The organism is Mesoterricola sp. MK458 (assembly GCF_055384935.1).
The window spans coordinates 1,000,834-1,017,038 of sequence record NZ_AP045075.1 but is presented as its reverse complement, the minus strand read 5'-3'; the positions used below and the strand labels follow the sequence as shown (position 1 = coordinate 1,017,038).

The window sequence follows — 16,205 nt, the reverse complement described above, 5'->3', positions numbered from 1 at the left end:
CCGGGAGCGCAGGACCCTCCGGCGGCATCCCATTTCCAGGGAGGGCGTCGATGACGGAATTGAAGCGCGTGGTGGTGGCCGGTGGCACGGGTCTGGTGGGCAGGCACCTGGCGGAGGCCCTCGCCCGGGACGGGGTGGAGGTGCGCATTCTCAGCCGCAGGGCGGACGCGGGGTATTCCTGGGACGACCTGCCCCGGGCCCTGGAGGGGGCCGACGCCGTGGTGAACCTCGCCGGCGAGGGCATCGCCGACAAGCGCTGGACCGCCGCGCGCAAGGAGGCCATCCTCCGCAGCCGGGTGGAGGCCACGGGCCGCATCGTGGCGGCCCTGGCCGCCCTGCCCTCCCCGCCCCCCGTGCTGGTGAACGCCAGCGCCGTGGGCTTCTACGGCCCCATGGACGGGCGCCCCATCCTCGAGGACCGCGGCCCCGGCCGGGGCTTCCTGGCCAAGGTGTGCCGCCAGTGGGAGGCCGCGGCGGACGCCGCCCCTCCGGGAATCCGGGTGGTGCGGCTGCGCCTGGGGGTCGTCCTGGCCCGGGACGGGGGCGCCCTCCCGAAGATGGCCTTTCCCGTGCGCATGTTCCAGGGCACCCGCCTCGGCGGCGGCCAGCAGGGCATCAGCTGGATCCACGTGGACGACCTGGTGCGCCTCATCCGCGAGGCCGCCTCGAACCCGGCCTACGCCGGGGCCGTGAACGCCACCGCCCCCCGCCCCGTGACCAACGAGACCTTCACCCGCGCCCTGGCGCGCCGCCTCCACCGCCCCATGCTGCCGGTTCCCGCCCCGGTGACCCGCGCCGCCCTGGGGATCCTGCTGGGCGAAATGGGCCGGGAGATGCTCCTGGAAGGGGCCTTCGTCTACCCCCGGAAGGCCCAGGAGCTGGGGTTTTCCTTCCGCTTCGAGCGGGTGGAGGACGCCCTCGCCGACCTTATCCCTTAAGGCGGCTCCGCTCCGAGAGCTTCCGGCTGAAGATGGCCAGGCTGGCGTAGAGCTCCACGTTCTCCACGATGATGTCGTCCGGGACGTCCAGGGTGATGGGGGCGAAGTTCCACACGGCCCGGATGCCGCCCTGGACCATCACGTCGGCCACGTGCTGGGCGCGATCGGCGGGGATGGTGAGGATGCCGATGCTGATGTGGAGACGGCGGATCACCTCCTCCAGCTTGTCCACGGAATACACCGGCACGCCGTGGATCTTCTTGCCCACCTTGGAGGGGTGCGCGTCGAAGGCGGCGGTGATGCGGATGCCGGCCTTGTCGAAGCCCGGGTAGCCCAGGAGGGCCGACCCGAGGTTGCCCGTCCCCACGAGGCAGGCGTCGGAGGCGGAGTTCCAGTTCAGGAAGGTCTCGATGGACGCCAGCAGGTCGGCCACGCGGTGGCCCACCTTGGGCTTGCCCTGGCTGCCGGTGGCCGCCAGGTCCTTGCGCACCTGGGTGTGGTGGATGCCCAAGTCCTCGGCCATCTGGGTGGCGGAAATGATCTCCTGGCCCTCGCCCTGTATGCGCTTCAAGTAATGGTAATACTTCGGTAACCGACGCAAGGTAGGGTTGGGTACCGCGGAAGCCGCCATGGATTTTCTCCGATCCGAGTATACCCAGTAACTCTAGGCTAACTCAGCACGAAGAAAATGAGGGCCGGCCCCGGTCACCTGGATGTCCACCAGCTCCCCGAAGGGAAGGCGCCGGCCTTCCGGGACGGACAGGTGGACGTTCTTCCATTCCCCCGTGCGGGCCAGCCAGTGGCCGCCGTCCAGGGCGCCCTTGCTCTCCACACGGGCCTTAAGGGAACGCCCCACCATGCGCAGGTTGCTCTCCAGGGTCAGTTCGGCCTGGCGGGCCTGGAGGCGCGCAAGGCGCCGGGACTTCTCGGAGTGTGGCAGGTCGTCCGCCAGCCGCGTCGCCGGGGTCCCGGGACGGGGGGAGTACACGAAGCTGAAGGACATGTCGTACCGCACCCGCTCCAGCAGGGCCAACGTGTCCTCGAAGTCCTCGTCGGTCTCGCCGGGGAAGCCCACGATGAAGTCGGTGGAGAGGCAGATGCGCTCCCGGGCCTCGCCCAGGTAGGCCAGGCGCTCGAGGTACTGGTCCACGGTGTATTCCCGCCGCATGCGCTTGAGCACCGCGTCGCTGCCGCTCTGCACGGGAAGGTGGAGGAAGGGGGCCACCTTGGGATTGGTGGCCAGGGTGCGGGCCAGTTCCTCGGTGAAGTTCATGGGGTGGCTGGTGGTGAAGCGGATCCACTCCAGGCCCTCCACGCCGGCGACCCGGTCCAGGAGCTGCGCGAAGGTGCAGCCGCCCATGTAGCTGTTCACGTTCTGGCCCAGAAGCTCCACCTCCCGGAAGCCCATGGCGGCCAGGTCCTCCACCTCGGCCACGACGTCCTTCCAGGGGCGGTGGCGCTCGGCGCCGCGGGTGGTGGGCACGATGCAGTAGGTGCAGGCGTGGTTGCAGCCCTCGATGATGGTCACCAGGGCCTTGGCCGTGCTGTGGCGGAGCGTGGTTTCGGGCGGGAACAGGTGGTTGTCGGGGTAGTCCCCGGTGTCGATGACCCGGGCCTTGCCGGACCGGGCCTCCTCCACCAGCCGCGGCAGCTGCTGGATGGCCATGGTGCCCAGGACGAAGTCGATCTGGGGCGCCCTGCGGAACAGCCCGGCCTGCTCCTGCTGGGCCAGGCAGCCGGTGACCCCCACCAGCAGGGGCCGGCGCTTCTTCTCCTCCCGCAGCCGCCCCAGCTCCGTGTAGACCTTGTTCACGGCCTTCTCCCGGATGGAGCAGGTGTTCAGGAGCACCACGTCGGCGTCCTCCACCCCCGCGGCGGCCTCGAAGCCTTCCTTTTCCATCAGACCCGCCAGCTTCTCGCTGTCGTGGTCGTTCATCTGGCAACCCCAGGTCTCGATCAGGTACTTCATCACCCACCGCAAATGGACATTCTACCGGGTGTCAGCGGGTGAGGGTGAACTGGTCGAGGACTCCCCCGGCTTCGTCCACCTGCCTGAACCGGAGCCGGCCCCGCTCGATCTCCAGGACGGAGAAGGAGTGCCGGTCGGCGACCAGGGCCTGGTGGAAGGGCTTGGGGCCGGCCTTGGGGATCCGGAAGCGGTTGGCGTGGCTGATGCCGCCCGCGGCCCCGGTGATGATCTGGATGGGACCCGCGGCCCGGGTGACGGCGACGCCGTCGAAGGCCAGGTCCGGGATGATGTGGGCCTCGGTGGTGCCGCCCGGGGCGAGGGTGATGGGGCGCGTCCGGGCGTAGGCGTGGAGGTGGCCGTTGAGCACCAGGTCCACCCGGTGCGCCTGGAGGACCGGCCACAGCTTGGACATGTGCCAATCATTCGTATGTTTATAGCTGGACGGATTGAAGCCGGGGTGGTGGTAGAGGACGATCCGCCAGCTGGTGGCGGCCGCGCCGTCCAGGGCCGTCTCCACCCAGTGCCGCAGGGCCGGGTCGTCCCAGTCCATGTACCTGTTGGAGTCCAGCACCACGAAGCGCGCGTCGCCGGAGTCGAACCAGAAGTTGCCCATGGCCGGGTACCGGGGGCCCGCGGCCTCACGGAAGGGGACCCAATCCTTGGCCGGGGCGAGGTTGGCCACGTGGCCCCCCTGCTGGAGGCCGGGCCCGTTGAGGGGCTGGTCCCAGCAGTAATAGTAGGCCAGGCTGCCCAGGGGCGGCGGCGCGCCCCGGTCCACGTGGGCCACGTCGTGGTTGCCCAGGACGCCCACCATGAGCGAACCGCGCATGAGGGGAGCCTCGCCCCCGTTGTAGGTGGGATAGAAGTGCGTCAGGTATTCCTTGTAGGTTCCGTGGGCGTAGGCGAGGTCCCCCACCGCCAGCATGAGATCGGGATTCTCCGCCGCGATGGCCTTTGCGATGGACCGGGACGCGGGGTTCGCAGGCTCCACCAGGTCGCCCGCGACCACCACCCGCTGGCGCTGACCCGGGGCCACCCGGGCCCGGGCGCCGCGCTTCTGGAAGACCGGCTTGCCGTCCTTGAGGACCCGGTAGTCGAAGGGTTTGCCGGGCTCCAGGGGCGTCAGGACCGCCGTCCACACCCGCTGGGCGGGCACCTTCGTGCCGGGGACGTCCACGCGCACGGAAACCGGATCGGCCGTGCGGAACCACCCCCGGGTGGTGCGCGCCTCCACCGCCCAGGTGCCGGCCGCGTCCGCCGGCGCGTGCCAGGCGAGGTTGAGCCGGTCCGCGCGGTCCGGCGCGTCCCCCATCTGGAGGCAGGGCGGGACGGTGAAGCTCCCCGCATCCTCCACGTCCGCGACGGCCTTGACCCGCACCTTGAGGGCCTCGGAGACGGCCTGGCCCGAGGGGGACGTGACCGTGAGGACGACGGTGGTGTCCGCCGCGGGCGCGAAAACCAGGGGCTTGCCGCTGGTGATGGGCCCCAGGCCCTCGTCCAGGGCGCCCCTGCCCCCCGTGAAGGTGGCCCGCAGCGTCACGGTGTCGCCGGGTTCCACCGGGTTGGGGTCGGCCTCGAAACCCGCGATGGACGGGCCCGCCGGGGTGACGGAGGAGCTCTTGGCGCCGCCGCCCTGGCAACCCGCCAGGAGCGCCAGCAACCCCAGGGCCACGTGCAGATGGACGGTGCTGGCGGGTCGCGGCATATTCATAATTAATTTATGTCATCGCGCCCCGGCAGGTTCCCGGTAGGCTCGGGTAGGAGCGTGCACGATGACCGAAGACTGGACCCAGGCCTGGCGGACCGCGACGGTCACGGACAATCGGGAGGTGGGCAGGGGCGCGCACCTCCTCCACCTGGAGGTGGCCGACGCCCTGCCCTTCCCCTTCGAGCCGGGCCACGTGGTGTCCCTGCGCCACGGGGGCCACCGCCATCCCTACACCCTCTCCCGGGTGGACCCGGCGGCGCGCAGGCTGGGCCTGCTGTTCCGGGTGGTCCCCGGCGGGCGCCTGACGCCGTCCCTGGCCCTGGCGGCCCCGGGCGCCGTCGTGGAGATCAACGGCCTGCACCACGAACCCATCGCGGACATGATCGCCCCGGAGGCCCGGGCCGTGGCCGGCCTTTCCACCGGATCGGGCATCGGCCCCCTCTGGGGCTTCGCCGAGCGCGCCCTGGCCTCGGGCTTCCAGCGCCCCATCACCCTGGTGGCCGGTTTCCGCGAGGAGGCGGACATCTGCCTGGCGCCCGAACTGGACGCGCTCCAGGCCGGGCACCCCGGGTTCGCCTGGCGCCCGACCCTCACCCAGGGCGGGCCGGAGTGGCGGGGCCTCCGGGGCCGGGTCGGCGAAAGCGCGGCCGCCCTCGTGGGAGATCCCCGCACGACCCATTTCCACCTGGTGGGCAACGGCGCCATGCTGGCGGAGATGAAGGCCGCCCTGGCGCTGGCCGGCGTCCCCGCCGCCCAGGTCACCTCGGAAGTGTTCTTCAACTTCAAGGCCGAGGCCGACCCGGAGGTGGTGCGGGACCTGGCCGGACGTTTCGGAGCGGATTGACCTGCTCAGAGGATCACGCACCTCGCCCGGGCGGCCTCAGCGTCGGCGATGGCCTTGCGCAGTTCGGGCACGGGCAGGACGACCCGCACCGTCACGGCCCCCGCGGTCCACAGGCTGAGGGTCCCGGCGCGCACCGACAGGGACCCGTCGTCCCCCAGGACCAGGCGGGCCCGGGGCCCCGCGGTGGCGCTGTGCCAGCGGGTGGCGCCGTCGGCGTCCGTGAGTACCAGATCGCCGTCCTCCCGCATGGTCAGGGCGCCCACGCCCTGGAAGCCCTCCCCGGGCGACTCCCAGTGCAGAGCCACGGCCGGGGCCAGGCGGTACACGGCCACCTTGCCATCGTCACGCACGTCCAGGCGGTACGTCCCGTTGCGGGAGGTGAGGGACTGCCCCTTGGCGAGACTGGCGCCCTCGGCCAGGGTGTCCTGGGCGCCAAGGACCGCGGCGAGGGCCAGGGACAGAAGAATGGGGGTTGTTGGATTGCGCATGGTTCACCTGGAGGGCAGCCTTCCGGCCCGCTGGAAGAATGCCCTCATCCGGCTGCAGGTTCGCTTCCCCGGAAAAAAGGAAAGAGGCCCCGAAGGGCCTCTTTCCTCTGGGGTTTGTGAGAGTTTGGTCATTCACCATTCAAAACCCATGCGGCTTTTCAGCCTTTGTTGAATTCAATAATGGGGTCGCAAAAAAGTGTGATCCCATTTTTGATTTTCTATTTCCGGCGGGATTTCCCCGCCACCCACCGAAACGCCAGTTCCTTCCGGAGGAGAGCTAGGAGGTCCTGGACGGAAGGGCGGAGAACGGGGGCCATTTTGCCCTTAGCCTCTCGCCGGCGAGCCCGCGAGCGCTCGAGATCTTGGCGCCATCGTGGCAACGCCTCGAATATGCCCTCGGTTCGATTCGGACCGAAGACACGGAGGGCTGCCACCTTCACCAGCGCATACGTTGCAGCCACCATGGAGGGTACCCTGGCCATCGAAATTGGATTCCGGCACTGGTCTTCGCCAAGTCCGATGTCGTGCTTCAGTTCCCGGTGGAGAACCTCGATCTGCCACCGGTCGAGGACCGCCTGTACCAGCGTCTCCACGGGACCCGTGAGATCGTTCGTGAGGACGTAGTAGTAAGCGTTGTATTCGTACCTTCCCGATGGGCCGATGTAGGGAATGGGCATCAGGAGGATCAACCGTAATACGCCAATGTGGCTTTTGTCGAAACGCCAGATCACGGGATGCGGAAGGATCTTGTACCGGAGGTTCCGCACGTCACCGCCATAGAAAAAGTCGCCGTGGGAGGCTGGGAAGGCGGGGTCCTTGGCAATCTGCTCCGGCGTGGGTAACCGGTCGCCATGCAGGGCTCCAGGAGAGGTGGGAGGCGCGTAGAGGATCGCATCCCTCCTGGCGCGCCCCACGAGGGTTACCCGGTCAGGAAGGTTGGGCAGCAGCGTCTTGTTGATGTATGCGCCATCAGTGGCTACAACAAGCTGTCTGTCTTCAGCCCCCAAGGCATCCAGGTCCGCCCTGAGCCTTTGAATCTGCGTCAAGCCCACTTCGGTGGCCTTGGGAAGCTTCGGCTCCTGGGCTTTGAGGGCCGCCTCCGCCTTCGTCGGTCGGCCCCGACGGCGAGGAGCGGTAGGTTCTGTCGTGGAGTCAACTTTCTTGCGCTTCTTCTTGCCCTTGCCGGGGATGAGATCCAGCCCCACCGTCACGGCGGCCGCTCTGAAATTGATCCGTGTGGGGATGGTCAAGGCGATGTGGCTCAGTGGCAGGCCCCAAAGCAGTTGCACTCCAATGCCCTTGGGCCCAGCGGCGTCGTGACACCAGCGGGCAGCGAAAAGGTTTTGAGATGTCTTCTTGACCACTGTCGCGTCAAGGGCCGTCGTGATTGGGCCGGACCCCGGGAACAGAGGAAGGGCTGCTTCCAGAGTCCCCCGGTGTACAAGGTTGAGGTCCCATTTCCCGCGGGAAAAGGCGTGGTAGACGGTGGCATATCCGCTCTCGGACTCACGTCCATCCAAGGTGAGTACCCCTGTGAGGGTGCCGGTCGTGATTCCTGCCACGATTCCCAGGGCCGTGTTGCTGACGATGCGGTAAACACTGATCCGATTGAAGGCGGGCCGATGGTGGCGCTGACTCAAATCCAGGACCTCCTGGACGAGTCTCTGCCTGGCAATGCTGGCGGGCGGCGACGACTTCACGCCCTTTGCGATGGCTGGGGGGCCTGAAGGGACAGAAGGATCTTGCGTAGGCGACTCGAAGTCGCCATGATGGGGTGCGGAGTTCATATCCAGCTCCAGAGGTTTCGAAAAGGAACGGGTGGTCGAGACCCGTTCCTTTTTTGTTATGGAAGACCCTTTTACGATTCCCGTGTTCGGGACGGGCAGACGAAGTCCCTACCCGTAAAAGACCCGGTACACGATGAGAGAACCCTGCTCTCGTTAGGTTTCGGAGGGGCGGGTGCCCCGGGTTGCCTGGAAGCCTCCTTTCTTCTTCGTTACCCAGCTGTGGGGTCGAGCCACGGCCAGGGCAGTTTGGTTATTGATGGGTGCTTGCCCCAGACGGAAAGCGGAAGGACCAAAGTTCTTGCTCCGGAACGCCCAGGAGTTGCGAGACGAAAGCTCTCACCACCGGAGAACTTCCTGTCTTCACACCGAGGCTGACGGTGGCCCGGCTGATCCCAAGCTGGTCCGCTATCCGCTGGTGCGTCCATCCTTGCTTTTTGATGGCGGCGATGATGTCCTGGGGGTGCCAGCCAAGGGTGGCCATTTCGTTCTCCTTACCCGGAACCGGTTGGGATGTTACAATTGCTTACCTTGCGCTTACCAACTTACCCTTCCCCTATGATGAGTCAAGAGAATTCAGGCCAACCAGACCAACCCACCGTTGCCCAACGCATTCGAGAGGCTAGGGAAAGGCATGGGCTCACCCAGGCGGCTCTGGCTGCCCGCATGGGCGTTGCTCGGCCCATGATCGCCCAATGGGAAACAGGGGCCCGGCATCCCTGGATCAACACCTTGAAGCGCCTGGCGGAGGCCCTGGAAGTCCCCTACGAATGGCTCGCATTTGGCGAGGCAGGTTCAACCCAGCCGGGAAAGACCTCCAATGTGGACCCCTTCCTGCTCGCCACCGTTCATGCGGTGGTTAAAAAGGCTTTTGATGAGCGGGCACTGGAATCAGAGGATCTGTTCTTCTTCCAGGTGGTCGCCTCCATCTACGCTGTGGCCTACCAACTTCAGTTGAAGGAATTTCCATACGATTCGCTCGCCTTTCAGGCTCGTTTACGGGATTCGGTTTTGAAGGTTCTCAGCGCCTAAGTCTTTTGGGATAAACGGGCTCACGTTCTCCACTTCAGCCCCGGTCGACTCCTCGGGTCCTGGCTGTACCTGCCCCAAGAATACAGCCTCGGCGGGCCGCGGAGGCACGTACCCTTGGGGGGGTAATCCCAACAAAGGTGCAATCAGGGATCAAGTAGCGTCCCTGTGCCGGTGGGCGATTCCCATGACGGTGGTGGGACTTAGACCAAGCTCCCGGGCGACGAAACGGTAGGAGCGGCCTTCTTCCAGCAAGCGGATCACCATGGGAGAGAGACGATCCGACTTCGGGCGTTCCCCGGCTTTGCGCCCAAGGGTGCGCCCCTTGGCTTTGGCAGCGGCGATCCCAGAGCGGATCCGCTCCCGCAGCAGGTCCCGCTCGAACTCGGCCAAGGCGGCCATTAGGGATGCGATGAGCTTGCCCTGCGGTGTTCCCAGATCGAACTGGAGGCCGGTTTGGGCGATGAGGGAGACCCCGGCCTTGGCCTGAAGGCCGTCGGGAATCCAGCAACCGGTCGGTGACTACCCCGGGGTCGTGCATGAGGCCTGCCGGCTACCGAGTCCAGGCCCGACCCACCGCCATATCAGCCTGGCAGTTGAAGATCATGCCGCTCTGCCGGAGCCAGGGGCATCCCTGCTCGAATTTCCCGTTGCACGGCACGACTTCAAGACTACACTGAGTCGTGGAATGTGCCCCGTGCTCCCTGAACCTTGCCCTCCCAAAACGCCTTTGCCGTCTCGCCCGTTACTGACGGAGCGGGATGCCACAAGCTTGGAGCGGATTTTCGAGGTGCTGGCCAGTGCGACCCGACTTCGGCTTCTTCATGCCCTCAGCAGCATGGACGATCCCTGCATGGGCGACCTCGCCGAAGCCGTCGGCATGAAGCCATCGGCGGTTTCCAACCAGCTTCGTCGCCTCGCCGAAATGGGCATTCTCGATACCCGTAGGCACGGCAGTCACATTCACTACCGAATCGTGGACGAATGTGTGGCCAAGCTGCTTTATCACGGTCTCTGCCTCAACGAAGAACGCCAGAAGCATCTTGGGGGCGTTCAGGCATGAGACGGTGGATCGCAATGCTCCTGCTCGTGGTGGTCGCCAGCTTCCTGGCGGCCTCTAGGCAGGATCATTGCCACGATGGTGGGAACGGACATCAACCCTCTTCCCCACACATTCTCTGTCTGGATGACTGTGCTCCCGCTGTGATCGCGAAGACTCCGGTCCCACCATCTCCAGACCCGCTTCCGGAACCGACCTACGAAGATACTGCCGTCCGGCCCGTCCTGAACCTGGACCTCGAACCGGAGAAAGCCCCTCCTCGAGCATGACCCTGCCGTAGCGCAATTGGGTCGGCTCTCTATGAGCCTATTTCTCCATATCCTTCGAGGACTCCATGCGAACCCTATTCATCGGGGCACTGCCCTGCCTGCTGGTCGTGCAGGCAGCGGCCCAGGCTCCACTCACCTTTCAAGACATCCAAGGCAAGGCGCGGCCTGCGCCTGAACAATGGCGTGCAGAGGCCCTTCTCGCGGAGCGCGGGCTCCAATCCTTGGAAAGCAAAGGCTTTCTTCGGGAAGGTCCGAGTGTCGCCCTTCTGGCCGGTCCACGTCGGACTCCAGGAAGTGGCACGAGCACCGACAAAGGCTTCGAGGTCGATCTGCCTCTTTTCCTGTCCCCCCGGACCCGCTCAGCCCTCGAAACCAGCCTGGGCAAGGCTCATCCCCTGATGGTCGAAGCCGCTCGTCGGGAGGGTCAGTTTCGGCTCAGAAGCGCCTATTTGGATGCTTGGCTGGCAGCCCGTCTGGTGGTCCTACGCGAAGCTGATCTCGGCACCGTGGACCGCTGGCTGGGGGCCGCGAAGGCACGCCTGGAGGCCGGAGCCGATCCCGCCTTCCAGGTCTCCCTAGTGGAGGGAGAACGCCTCAAGGTCCAACAGGAATTGGATGAGGCCCGGATCCAGGAGTCCAAGACCTGGGGTGCCCTGGTGGCACTGGCCGATCTCCCGGTCGCTCCCGTGGCATTGGCGGAGCCCGGTTCTGTGCCGGTGATCTACACCGTCGATCTAGATCGGCAGTTGCAGGAAAGCCCGTTGCGAAAGGCTCTCCTGGCCCAAGCCGACCTGGAAACCCAAAGCCTCCGCCTGAAAGAGGCCCAGGCACTCAGCCGCTGGAGCCTGCGGGGGAGCTACGCCCAGGAGGGAGACGAGAAAGTCACTCGAATTGGGATGGCCATTCGTCTTCCGCGTCCCGGCGAGAGCGCAGCGATACGACGGAACACCGAGGTCCAGCTTCGTGCGGTCCAGGGCGAGGCCAGACAGGCACTCGCGGAACTGGATGCCCGGGTCGAATCGGCTTTCTCACGCATCAAGAAGACCCCTGCCGCCACGGTCGTCCCGGACTTTGCGAAATCCCTGGAGGCCGTCAGCCTGCGCCTCCAGCAGGGGCGGGAACGTCCCTCGGATGCGCTGCCCATCCGCCGCCAGTTGCTCGAATCCCAGATGGCCTCCTTTCGCCGCGTTCACACGCAGCACCTCCTGGTGGCCGAACTTCAGACCCTGCTCCCCGAGGTGAACCCATGAACCGGATCGTCATGAGCCTTCCCCTGGCCTTGCTGCTGGTGGCGGGCGTTGGATGCTCGAAGAAATCCTCCGCGAAGGAAGTGAGCGAGAAACACGAGCATGAGCAAGGCGAAGCGGGCGAGGGAGCCCATATCTCGATCCAGGAAATGCGGGGCATCAAGCTGCTGAAGGTATCCGAAGGTCGCGTGGAAACCCGGTGGGTGCCCGGCGAGGCCCAGGGGGATGAGACGGCACAGGCGGTACTGAGTAGCCCGGTCAAAGGCATCATCAGCCAGCTTGTGGCCATTCCCGGACAGGGCCGGGGGGCGGGCACGACCCTCGCCCTCATTCAGAGCCCCGAACTGGCACGCCTCAAGGCGGAGTGGATCTCCGCCAAATCCAAGTTGACGCGGGCTCAATCGGAACTGGCTCGTGAGGAGAAGCTCTACAAGGCCGGGGCTGGAGCCCGCAGGGATCTTGAAACCGTCCGTAGCGAAGCGGAAACGGCACAGGCCGAAGAAGAGGCCGCACGCCTGGGACTGGAGGCTGTGGGCCTCAAGCCTGGAGAGGCGGGGGCCACCTTCCAGGTGAAAGCCCCTTCTGCGGGTTCTCTGGTCGCCTGGAAGGTCCAGAAGGGCCAGGGCGTCGAAGCTGGCCAGGAACTAGGCATTTTCCAGGCTGCCCAGGCTTCCATCGTGAAGCTGGAGGTTCCCCAGCCGGGTCCGGTGGGTTGGAATCCGGGCTCAGAGACGGAAGTGCGCCACACCAGCGGCAAGGTCTGGAAGGCCCGCCTGGAAGGGACACCGACGGCCCTCACGGCGGACACGCGGCGGCTGGGTTTCCGGCTCCGATTTGTCGGGGGACCGCTGCCCATCCCCGGCACTCCGGTTGAGGTGAAGGTACCCATGGAGAAGGGGATCTATCTGCCGCAGGCGGCCCTTCAGCAGATGGATGGGAAGTGGGGTGTCTTCGTCGTGGAGAAGGACAAGGCCGAGTTCCGTCCCGTGATGCGGGGCGTCGAGATCAAGGACGAGGTGTTGGTCCTCGAAGGGATCAAGCCCGGCGAGACCGTCGTGGCCGAGGGGGCCTACCTGCTGAAAGCGTTCCAGCAGAAGCGTTCCGAACCTGAAGGGGAGGAAGGCCATGGCCACTGATCCGAACCTGCCGAACGGCTCCGACGTGCCCCTGGATCCGACCATGCCCCATGACCCCTATGCGGTCTACACACCTCAACACCGGACACCCATCCGCCGCTGGTTCGACTGGCTGTTGCCGCGCAAGGGATGGATCTTCGCGTTGAGCATCGCCTGGGGGCTGGCGGGCATCCTATCCTTCGTCAATCTCAAGCGGGATCTCTTCCCGGACATGAGCCTGCCGATTCTGAGCGTGCTCATCCAGAGCCCTGGACGGGCCACCCCGGAACTGGAGCTTTCCGTGGCCCAGCCCACGGAACAGGCCCTGGGCGGCATGCCGGGCGTGAAGCGGGTCAACACCATCGTCCTGCCAGAACTGGTGCAGACCGTGGTGACTTTCGAGGGAGACACGGACCCCTGGCGTGCCCGCCAGCTTGTGGCCGAGCGCCTCTCCGGCGTGATCGGGAGCTTCCCTTCCGGGACGCGCCCCCCCTTGATGAGCAGCGCTTCCGGGCGCCTCCATGAACTCATGGAGATCGTGCTGGAGGGGGAGAAGGTCGATCCCCTGCGCCTGCGTGACCACACCGATCAGGTGCTGGTGCCACGACTCCAGGCCGTTCCGGGCGTGGCCCGCGTGGAGAAGCTCGGAGGACAGGAACGCTCACTTCAGATCGTGCTCGTTCCCGAAAAGGTCCGCAGTCTGGGCGTCAGCCTGGACAAGGTGATGGCCGCACTGGAGCAGAGCCACCAGGATCTGGCTGCGGGTGTTCTGGAGATCCAGGACAAGGGTTGGTATATGTCCGTGGGTAGCCTTGCCGCCAGCCCCGAGGAAGTTCGCCGACTGCGCGTCCAGACGGCTAAGGGGACCGTCACCCTCGGCGAAGTCGCGGAGGTTCACGAAGCTCCCGCATTCCGACGCGGCCTTACACGGCACAACGCCCACGAGGATGTGAGCCTGCGCATCGTGAAACAGCCCACCGCCGCCACCTTGGACGTGGCCGAGGGTGTGCGGGATGCGGTCAGGGAACTTCAGAAAGGCCTTCCCGAAGACATGAAGTTGGAGACCATCTACGACCAGGGCAACCTCGTCACCCATGCCTTGAACGGCGTGACCCTCGCCTTGATGGTCGGCGGAATCTTCGTGGCCATCGTGCTGATCATCCTGCTCGGGAGTTTCCGGGGTGCGACCCTGGTGCTCGCCGTGTTGCCCCTCGCCACCTTCGGCGCGGCCATTCCGTTACAGTTCTCGGGTCTGGGCCTGAACGCCATGACCCTCGGCGGTTTGGCTATTGCCGTGGGCCTGCTGGTGGATGCCGCCGTGATCATGGTGGAGAACCTCGCCCACCGGCTGCATGAGCACCAGGAACACATCGAGCCTCGGCGGGTCGCCTTGACCCGAGCTGCTGCGGAGGTGGCCACGCCGATCCTCATCGCAGTGCTCGTGATCCTGGCGGTCTTCATCCCGCTGCTTTCCATGGGCGGCATCGCGGGCAAGCTCTACGCCCCCCTGGCCATGGCGGTGGCTTCGGCCATGACCATCAGCCTCGTATTCACCTTCACCCTGGTTCCCGCTCTCGTGGAGCGGTTCCTGCCCCCTGGAGCTTCCCTCGAAGAGCCTCGGCTCGTGATAGCCATCAAGCGCTTCTATCAGCCCGGCCTCGACTGGGCGCTCCACCACGGCGCACTGGTCCGCGTCCTAGCCCTCGGGCTGACGATCCCCAGCATCTGGCTGGCCTTTCGCCTGGGGACCAACTTTCTCCCCACGCTGGATGAGCGGGCGTTCATGCTGCTTTCCAAGGTGCCCTCCGAAAGCAGCCTGGAGGCCGTGGACAAGGCCAACCTGCTGCTGGACGAGCGGCTCCGCAAGGTCCCCGGTGTGGAGTCCGTCTACCGCCGCAGCGGTCGGGCCGAGGTCACGGAAGATCCTTGCCCCATCACGGATAGCGAGGTGATGGTGATCCTCAAGAAGGACGCCGACGAGAAATTTGTCGGACGCGAAGTGTTGGAAGCTGCTGAGGAAATGCCCTTCCCCGTGGAGGTTAATACTCCCATGCAGGAACGCATCGCGGAAGGTATCGGTGGCACGCCCGCCGACATCCAGGTGAAGCTCTTCAACCGGAATCTGGAAGCCGTGCGGAAGGAACTCCCGGCACTGCGGGAGCGGCTGTTGAAAGTCGAGGGCGTCCGGAGCGTGACACCCGATACGCCGGACCCCATGCCGCGCTGGCGGGCAGTCTTTGACGAGGAAGCCGTTCGACGCCTGGACGTTCCTCGTCCCCTGGTCGCCAAGACCCTCCAGGCGGCCCTTCAGGGCCTGGAGTCCGAGATCCGCTTCGATGGCCCTCAGCGCATCGAGCGCATCGTGAAGTTCCCGAACGATGGTCGAATGAGCCCCGAGAATCTGAAGGACACGCCGCTGGTCCTGGAGGATGGTCGCGCCCTGTCACTCGGTCAGGTGGTCCGCTTCGAGGAGACCTCCACACCCACCTTGGTTCGGCGCGAGTCCGGCCAGCGAAGGATCGGACTGAACATCCGCACCATGGGCGACCTGGGGGGCACCGCCAAGCGCATCGAAAAGGCCCTTGAAGGCGTAAAACTCCCGGAGGGCACCTTCCTCAAGCTGGGTGGCAAGATCGAGGAGGCCCGCGAGACCCAGCGCCGTCTGGGCATCGCCATCGCAGCGGCCCTGGCCCTAGTGGTGGGACTCCTCTACATCGCCCTCAAACGCTGGCGGGAAGTTCTGGTGGTTGTCGCCACCTTGCCGGACGCCTTCGCTGGAGCCCTATTTGCGCTCTGGCTGGCAGGCGAGACCTGGAACATCAGTTCCATCGTCGGCATGATCGGACTCTTCGGTGTGGCCGTGCAGAACAGCTTGGTGCTCATCACCCAGGCTAAGGGACTCATGGATACTGGAATGCCTTTCGAGGAAGCCCTTCGGGAAGCCAGCCTGGGCCGTGTTCGCCCCAAGCTGATGACCGCCGGGGCCGCCATCCTGGGCCTGATGCCGATGCTGTTTGGGCTTGGTGGTTCCGAGTTGGAGCGGCCCCTCGCCATTGCCATGGTCGGCGGGTTGATCACCAGCACGCTCTTCACCTTGGTGGCCCTGCCCAGCTTCTACGCCTGGGTGGGCCGCCCCAAACCTAACGGCGACGCGGGAGCAACGGAGAAGTAGGTATGCACTCCCCTCAGGCCATACCGGACCATCCCACCCAATCCTCGGGTCAACCACTCCCGAATGCGGTTGATGCATTCGAGCATTTCCTGGGCCAATGCGCCCATGCTTCCCGAACCCCGACCAGGATGGACTACTCCTTCAAGTTCCATTCCGGGCATCGGCGCAAGGCCCAGGATCAGTTCGACGAGAGCGGCCAAATCCGCATTGGAATCACGGGAGATTGTCTCCCCTGGGTGGCCACTCCTGTGAATCCGGAGGAATGTGCGCTGGGTGAGGCCGTCCGGTGGCCTGAGGGGAAGTGTTGGTTACACCGCTTCTTCGATCCGTCCAACATGCTGAACTTCTATGACCCTCCAGGGTTTCTCAGAAGGGTGTCGCAGCAGTTTGGTCCGGCATCGACAGTCCCCACGACGTCGGACAGCCCGGAGCCGGAAGGTCACATCCTCTGCTATCAGCTTACTCCGCCTCGTCCGGAAGGGATGTTTTACTACTCCCGCAACAAGAATGGAGAGGCGAGGCTTCTCCTGAAACGGGATGGAACGCCCGCTCGCATCAAGGTCGTTCAGGTCAACGAGGGCG

Annotated in this window: 14 protein-coding genes; 7 read left to right on the top strand and 7 right to left on the bottom strand. The window is 65.7% G+C overall.

All coding sequences use genetic code 11. The annotated features are described in order from the left end of the window. Positions 1 to 50: 50 nt before the first annotated feature. The gene (locus ACZ5LB_RS04435) at positions 51 to 938 is read left to right on the top strand and encodes a TIGR01777 family oxidoreductase (protein WP_464604913.1); all 888 of its coding nucleotides are present in this window, start codon (positions 51 to 53) and stop codon (positions 936 to 938) included. Here the strand turns inward: ACZ5LB_RS04435 and ACZ5LB_RS04430 are convergent. The 3 genes from ACZ5LB_RS04430 to ACZ5LB_RS04420 form a co-directional block, all read right to left on the bottom strand. Beyond that, entirely contained in the window at positions 928 to 1,509 is a 582-nt protein-coding gene (locus tag ACZ5LB_RS04430; RefSeq protein ID WP_464604912.1) for a redox-sensing transcriptional repressor Rex, read from the bottom strand. The genes ACZ5LB_RS04435 and ACZ5LB_RS04430 overlap by 11 nt on opposite strands. 93 nt (positions 1,510 to 1,602) lie before the next feature. Next, the gene (gene miaB / locus ACZ5LB_RS04425) at positions 1,603 to 2,907 is read right to left on the bottom strand and encodes a tRNA (N6-isopentenyl adenosine(37)-C2)-methylthiotransferase MiaB (protein ID WP_464604911.1); all 1,305 of its coding nucleotides are present in this window, start codon (positions 2,905 to 2,907) and stop codon (positions 1,603 to 1,605) included. Positions 2,908 to 2,938: 31 nt separating this feature from the next. Beyond that, positions 2,939 to 4,618 carry a metallophosphoesterase gene (locus ACZ5LB_RS04420; RefSeq protein WP_464604910.1) on the bottom strand — a complete coding sequence of 560 codons (1,680 nt, stop codon included), beginning with the start codon at positions 4,616 to 4,618 and terminating at the stop codon, positions 2,939 to 2,941. A gap of 61 nt (positions 4,619 to 4,679) precedes the next feature. Here ACZ5LB_RS04420 and ACZ5LB_RS04415 point away from each other — a divergent pair, with 61 nt between their 5' ends. Continuing rightward, positions 4,680 to 5,459, top strand: a complete 780-nt coding sequence (locus ACZ5LB_RS04415; RefSeq protein ID WP_464604909.1) for a ferredoxin--NADP reductase — start codon at positions 4,680 to 4,682, stop codon at positions 5,457 to 5,459. Between the two features lie 5 nt (positions 5,460 to 5,464). On the opposite strand, the gene ACZ5LB_RS04410 is transcribed toward ACZ5LB_RS04415, so the two are convergent. From ACZ5LB_RS04410 to ACZ5LB_RS04400, 3 genes are all read right to left on the bottom strand, one after another. Then, entirely contained in the window at positions 5,465 to 5,947 is a 483-nt protein-coding gene (locus ACZ5LB_RS04410) for a hypothetical protein (protein ID WP_464604908.1), read from the bottom strand. Positions 5,948 to 6,165: 218 nt separating this feature from the next. Further along, positions 6,166 to 7,734, bottom strand: coding sequence for a transposase (locus ACZ5LB_RS04405; protein WP_464604907.1), 1,569 nt, complete (start codon positions 7,732 to 7,734; stop codon positions 6,166 to 6,168). 250 nt (positions 7,735 to 7,984) lie between these two features. After that, positions 7,985 to 8,215, bottom strand: a complete 231-nt coding sequence (locus tag ACZ5LB_RS04400; protein ID WP_464604906.1) for a helix-turn-helix domain-containing protein — start codon at positions 8,213 to 8,215, stop codon at positions 7,985 to 7,987. Between the two features lie 29 nt (positions 8,216 to 8,244). Between ACZ5LB_RS04400 and ACZ5LB_RS04395 the strand changes: the two genes are divergently transcribed. Further along, positions 8,245 to 8,763, top strand: coding sequence for a helix-turn-helix domain-containing protein (locus ACZ5LB_RS04395; RefSeq protein WP_464604905.1), 519 nt, complete (start codon positions 8,245 to 8,247; stop codon positions 8,761 to 8,763). Positions 8,764 to 8,913: 150 nt separating this feature from the next. Here ACZ5LB_RS04395 and ACZ5LB_RS04390 read toward each other — a convergent pair whose 3' ends face one another. Beyond that, on the bottom strand, positions 8,914 to 9,198 hold the full coding sequence (locus ACZ5LB_RS04390; protein WP_464606273.1) for a recombinase family protein: 285 nt from the start codon (positions 9,196 to 9,198) through the stop codon (positions 8,914 to 8,916). A 334-nt stretch (positions 9,199 to 9,532) separates the two neighbouring features. Between ACZ5LB_RS04390 and ACZ5LB_RS04385 the strand changes: the two genes are divergently transcribed. From ACZ5LB_RS04385 to ACZ5LB_RS04370, 4 genes are all read left to right on the top strand, one after another. Further along, positions 9,533 to 9,823 (top strand): ArsR/SmtB family transcription factor, encoded by a 291-nt coding sequence (locus ACZ5LB_RS04385; RefSeq protein WP_464604904.1) that lies wholly within the window; start codon positions 9,533 to 9,535, stop codon positions 9,821 to 9,823. A gap of 331 nt (positions 9,824 to 10,154) precedes the next feature. Continuing rightward, positions 10,155 to 11,339 carry a TolC family protein gene (locus ACZ5LB_RS04380; RefSeq protein ID WP_464604903.1) on the top strand — a complete coding sequence of 395 codons (1,185 nt, stop codon included), beginning with the start codon at positions 10,155 to 10,157 and terminating at the stop codon, positions 11,337 to 11,339. After that, positions 11,336 to 12,472 (top strand): efflux RND transporter periplasmic adaptor subunit, encoded by a 1,137-nt coding sequence (locus ACZ5LB_RS04375; RefSeq protein ID WP_464604902.1) that lies wholly within the window; start codon positions 11,336 to 11,338, stop codon positions 12,470 to 12,472. Before ACZ5LB_RS04380 ends, ACZ5LB_RS04375 begins: the two co-directional genes overlap by 4 nt. Beyond that, positions 12,462 to 15,623: an efflux RND transporter permease subunit gene (locus ACZ5LB_RS04370; protein ID WP_464604901.1), complete on the top strand. Its 3,162-nt coding sequence runs from the start codon at positions 12,462 to 12,464 to the stop codon at positions 15,621 to 15,623. Before ACZ5LB_RS04375 ends, ACZ5LB_RS04370 begins: the two co-directional genes overlap by 11 nt. Positions 15,624 to 16,205: the final 582 nt, after the last annotated feature.

Bases quoted from the DNA above. Each gene is read 5' to 3' on its own strand.
- ACZ5LB_RS04435 (WP_464604913.1), top strand. From the start codon at position 51: ATGACGGAATTGAAGCGCGTGGTGGTGGCCGGTGGCACGGGTCTGGTG.
- miaB (WP_464604911.1), bottom strand. From the start codon at position 2,907: ATGAAGTACCTGATCGAGACCTGGGGTTGCCAGATGAACGACCACGAC.
- ACZ5LB_RS04420 (WP_464604910.1), bottom strand. From the start codon at position 4,618: ATGAATATGCCGCGACCCGCCAGCACCGTCCATCTGCACGTGGCCCTG.
- ACZ5LB_RS04415 (WP_464604909.1), top strand. From the start codon at position 4,680: ATGACCGAAGACTGGACCCAGGCCTGGCGGACCGCGACGGTCACGGAC.
- ACZ5LB_RS04410 (WP_464604908.1), bottom strand. From the start codon at position 5,947: ATGCGCAATCCAACAACCCCCATTCTTCTGTCCCTGGCCCTCGCCGCG.
- ACZ5LB_RS04405 (WP_464604907.1), bottom strand. From the start codon at position 7,734: ATGAACTCCGCACCCCATCATGGCGACTTCGAGTCGCCTACGCAAGAT.
- ACZ5LB_RS04400 (WP_464604906.1), bottom strand. From the start codon at position 8,215: ATGGCCACCCTTGGCTGGCACCCCCAGGACATCATCGCCGCCATCAAA.
- ACZ5LB_RS04395 (WP_464604905.1), top strand. From the start codon at position 8,245: ATGTTACAATTGCTTACCTTGCGCTTACCAACTTACCCTTCCCCTATG.
- ACZ5LB_RS04380 (WP_464604903.1), top strand. From the start codon at position 10,155: ATGCGAACCCTATTCATCGGGGCACTGCCCTGCCTGCTGGTCGTGCAG.
- ACZ5LB_RS04375 (WP_464604902.1), top strand. From the start codon at position 11,336: ATGAACCGGATCGTCATGAGCCTTCCCCTGGCCTTGCTGCTGGTGGCG.
- ACZ5LB_RS04370 (WP_464604901.1), top strand. From the start codon at position 12,462: ATGGCCACTGATCCGAACCTGCCGAACGGCTCCGACGTGCCCCTGGAT.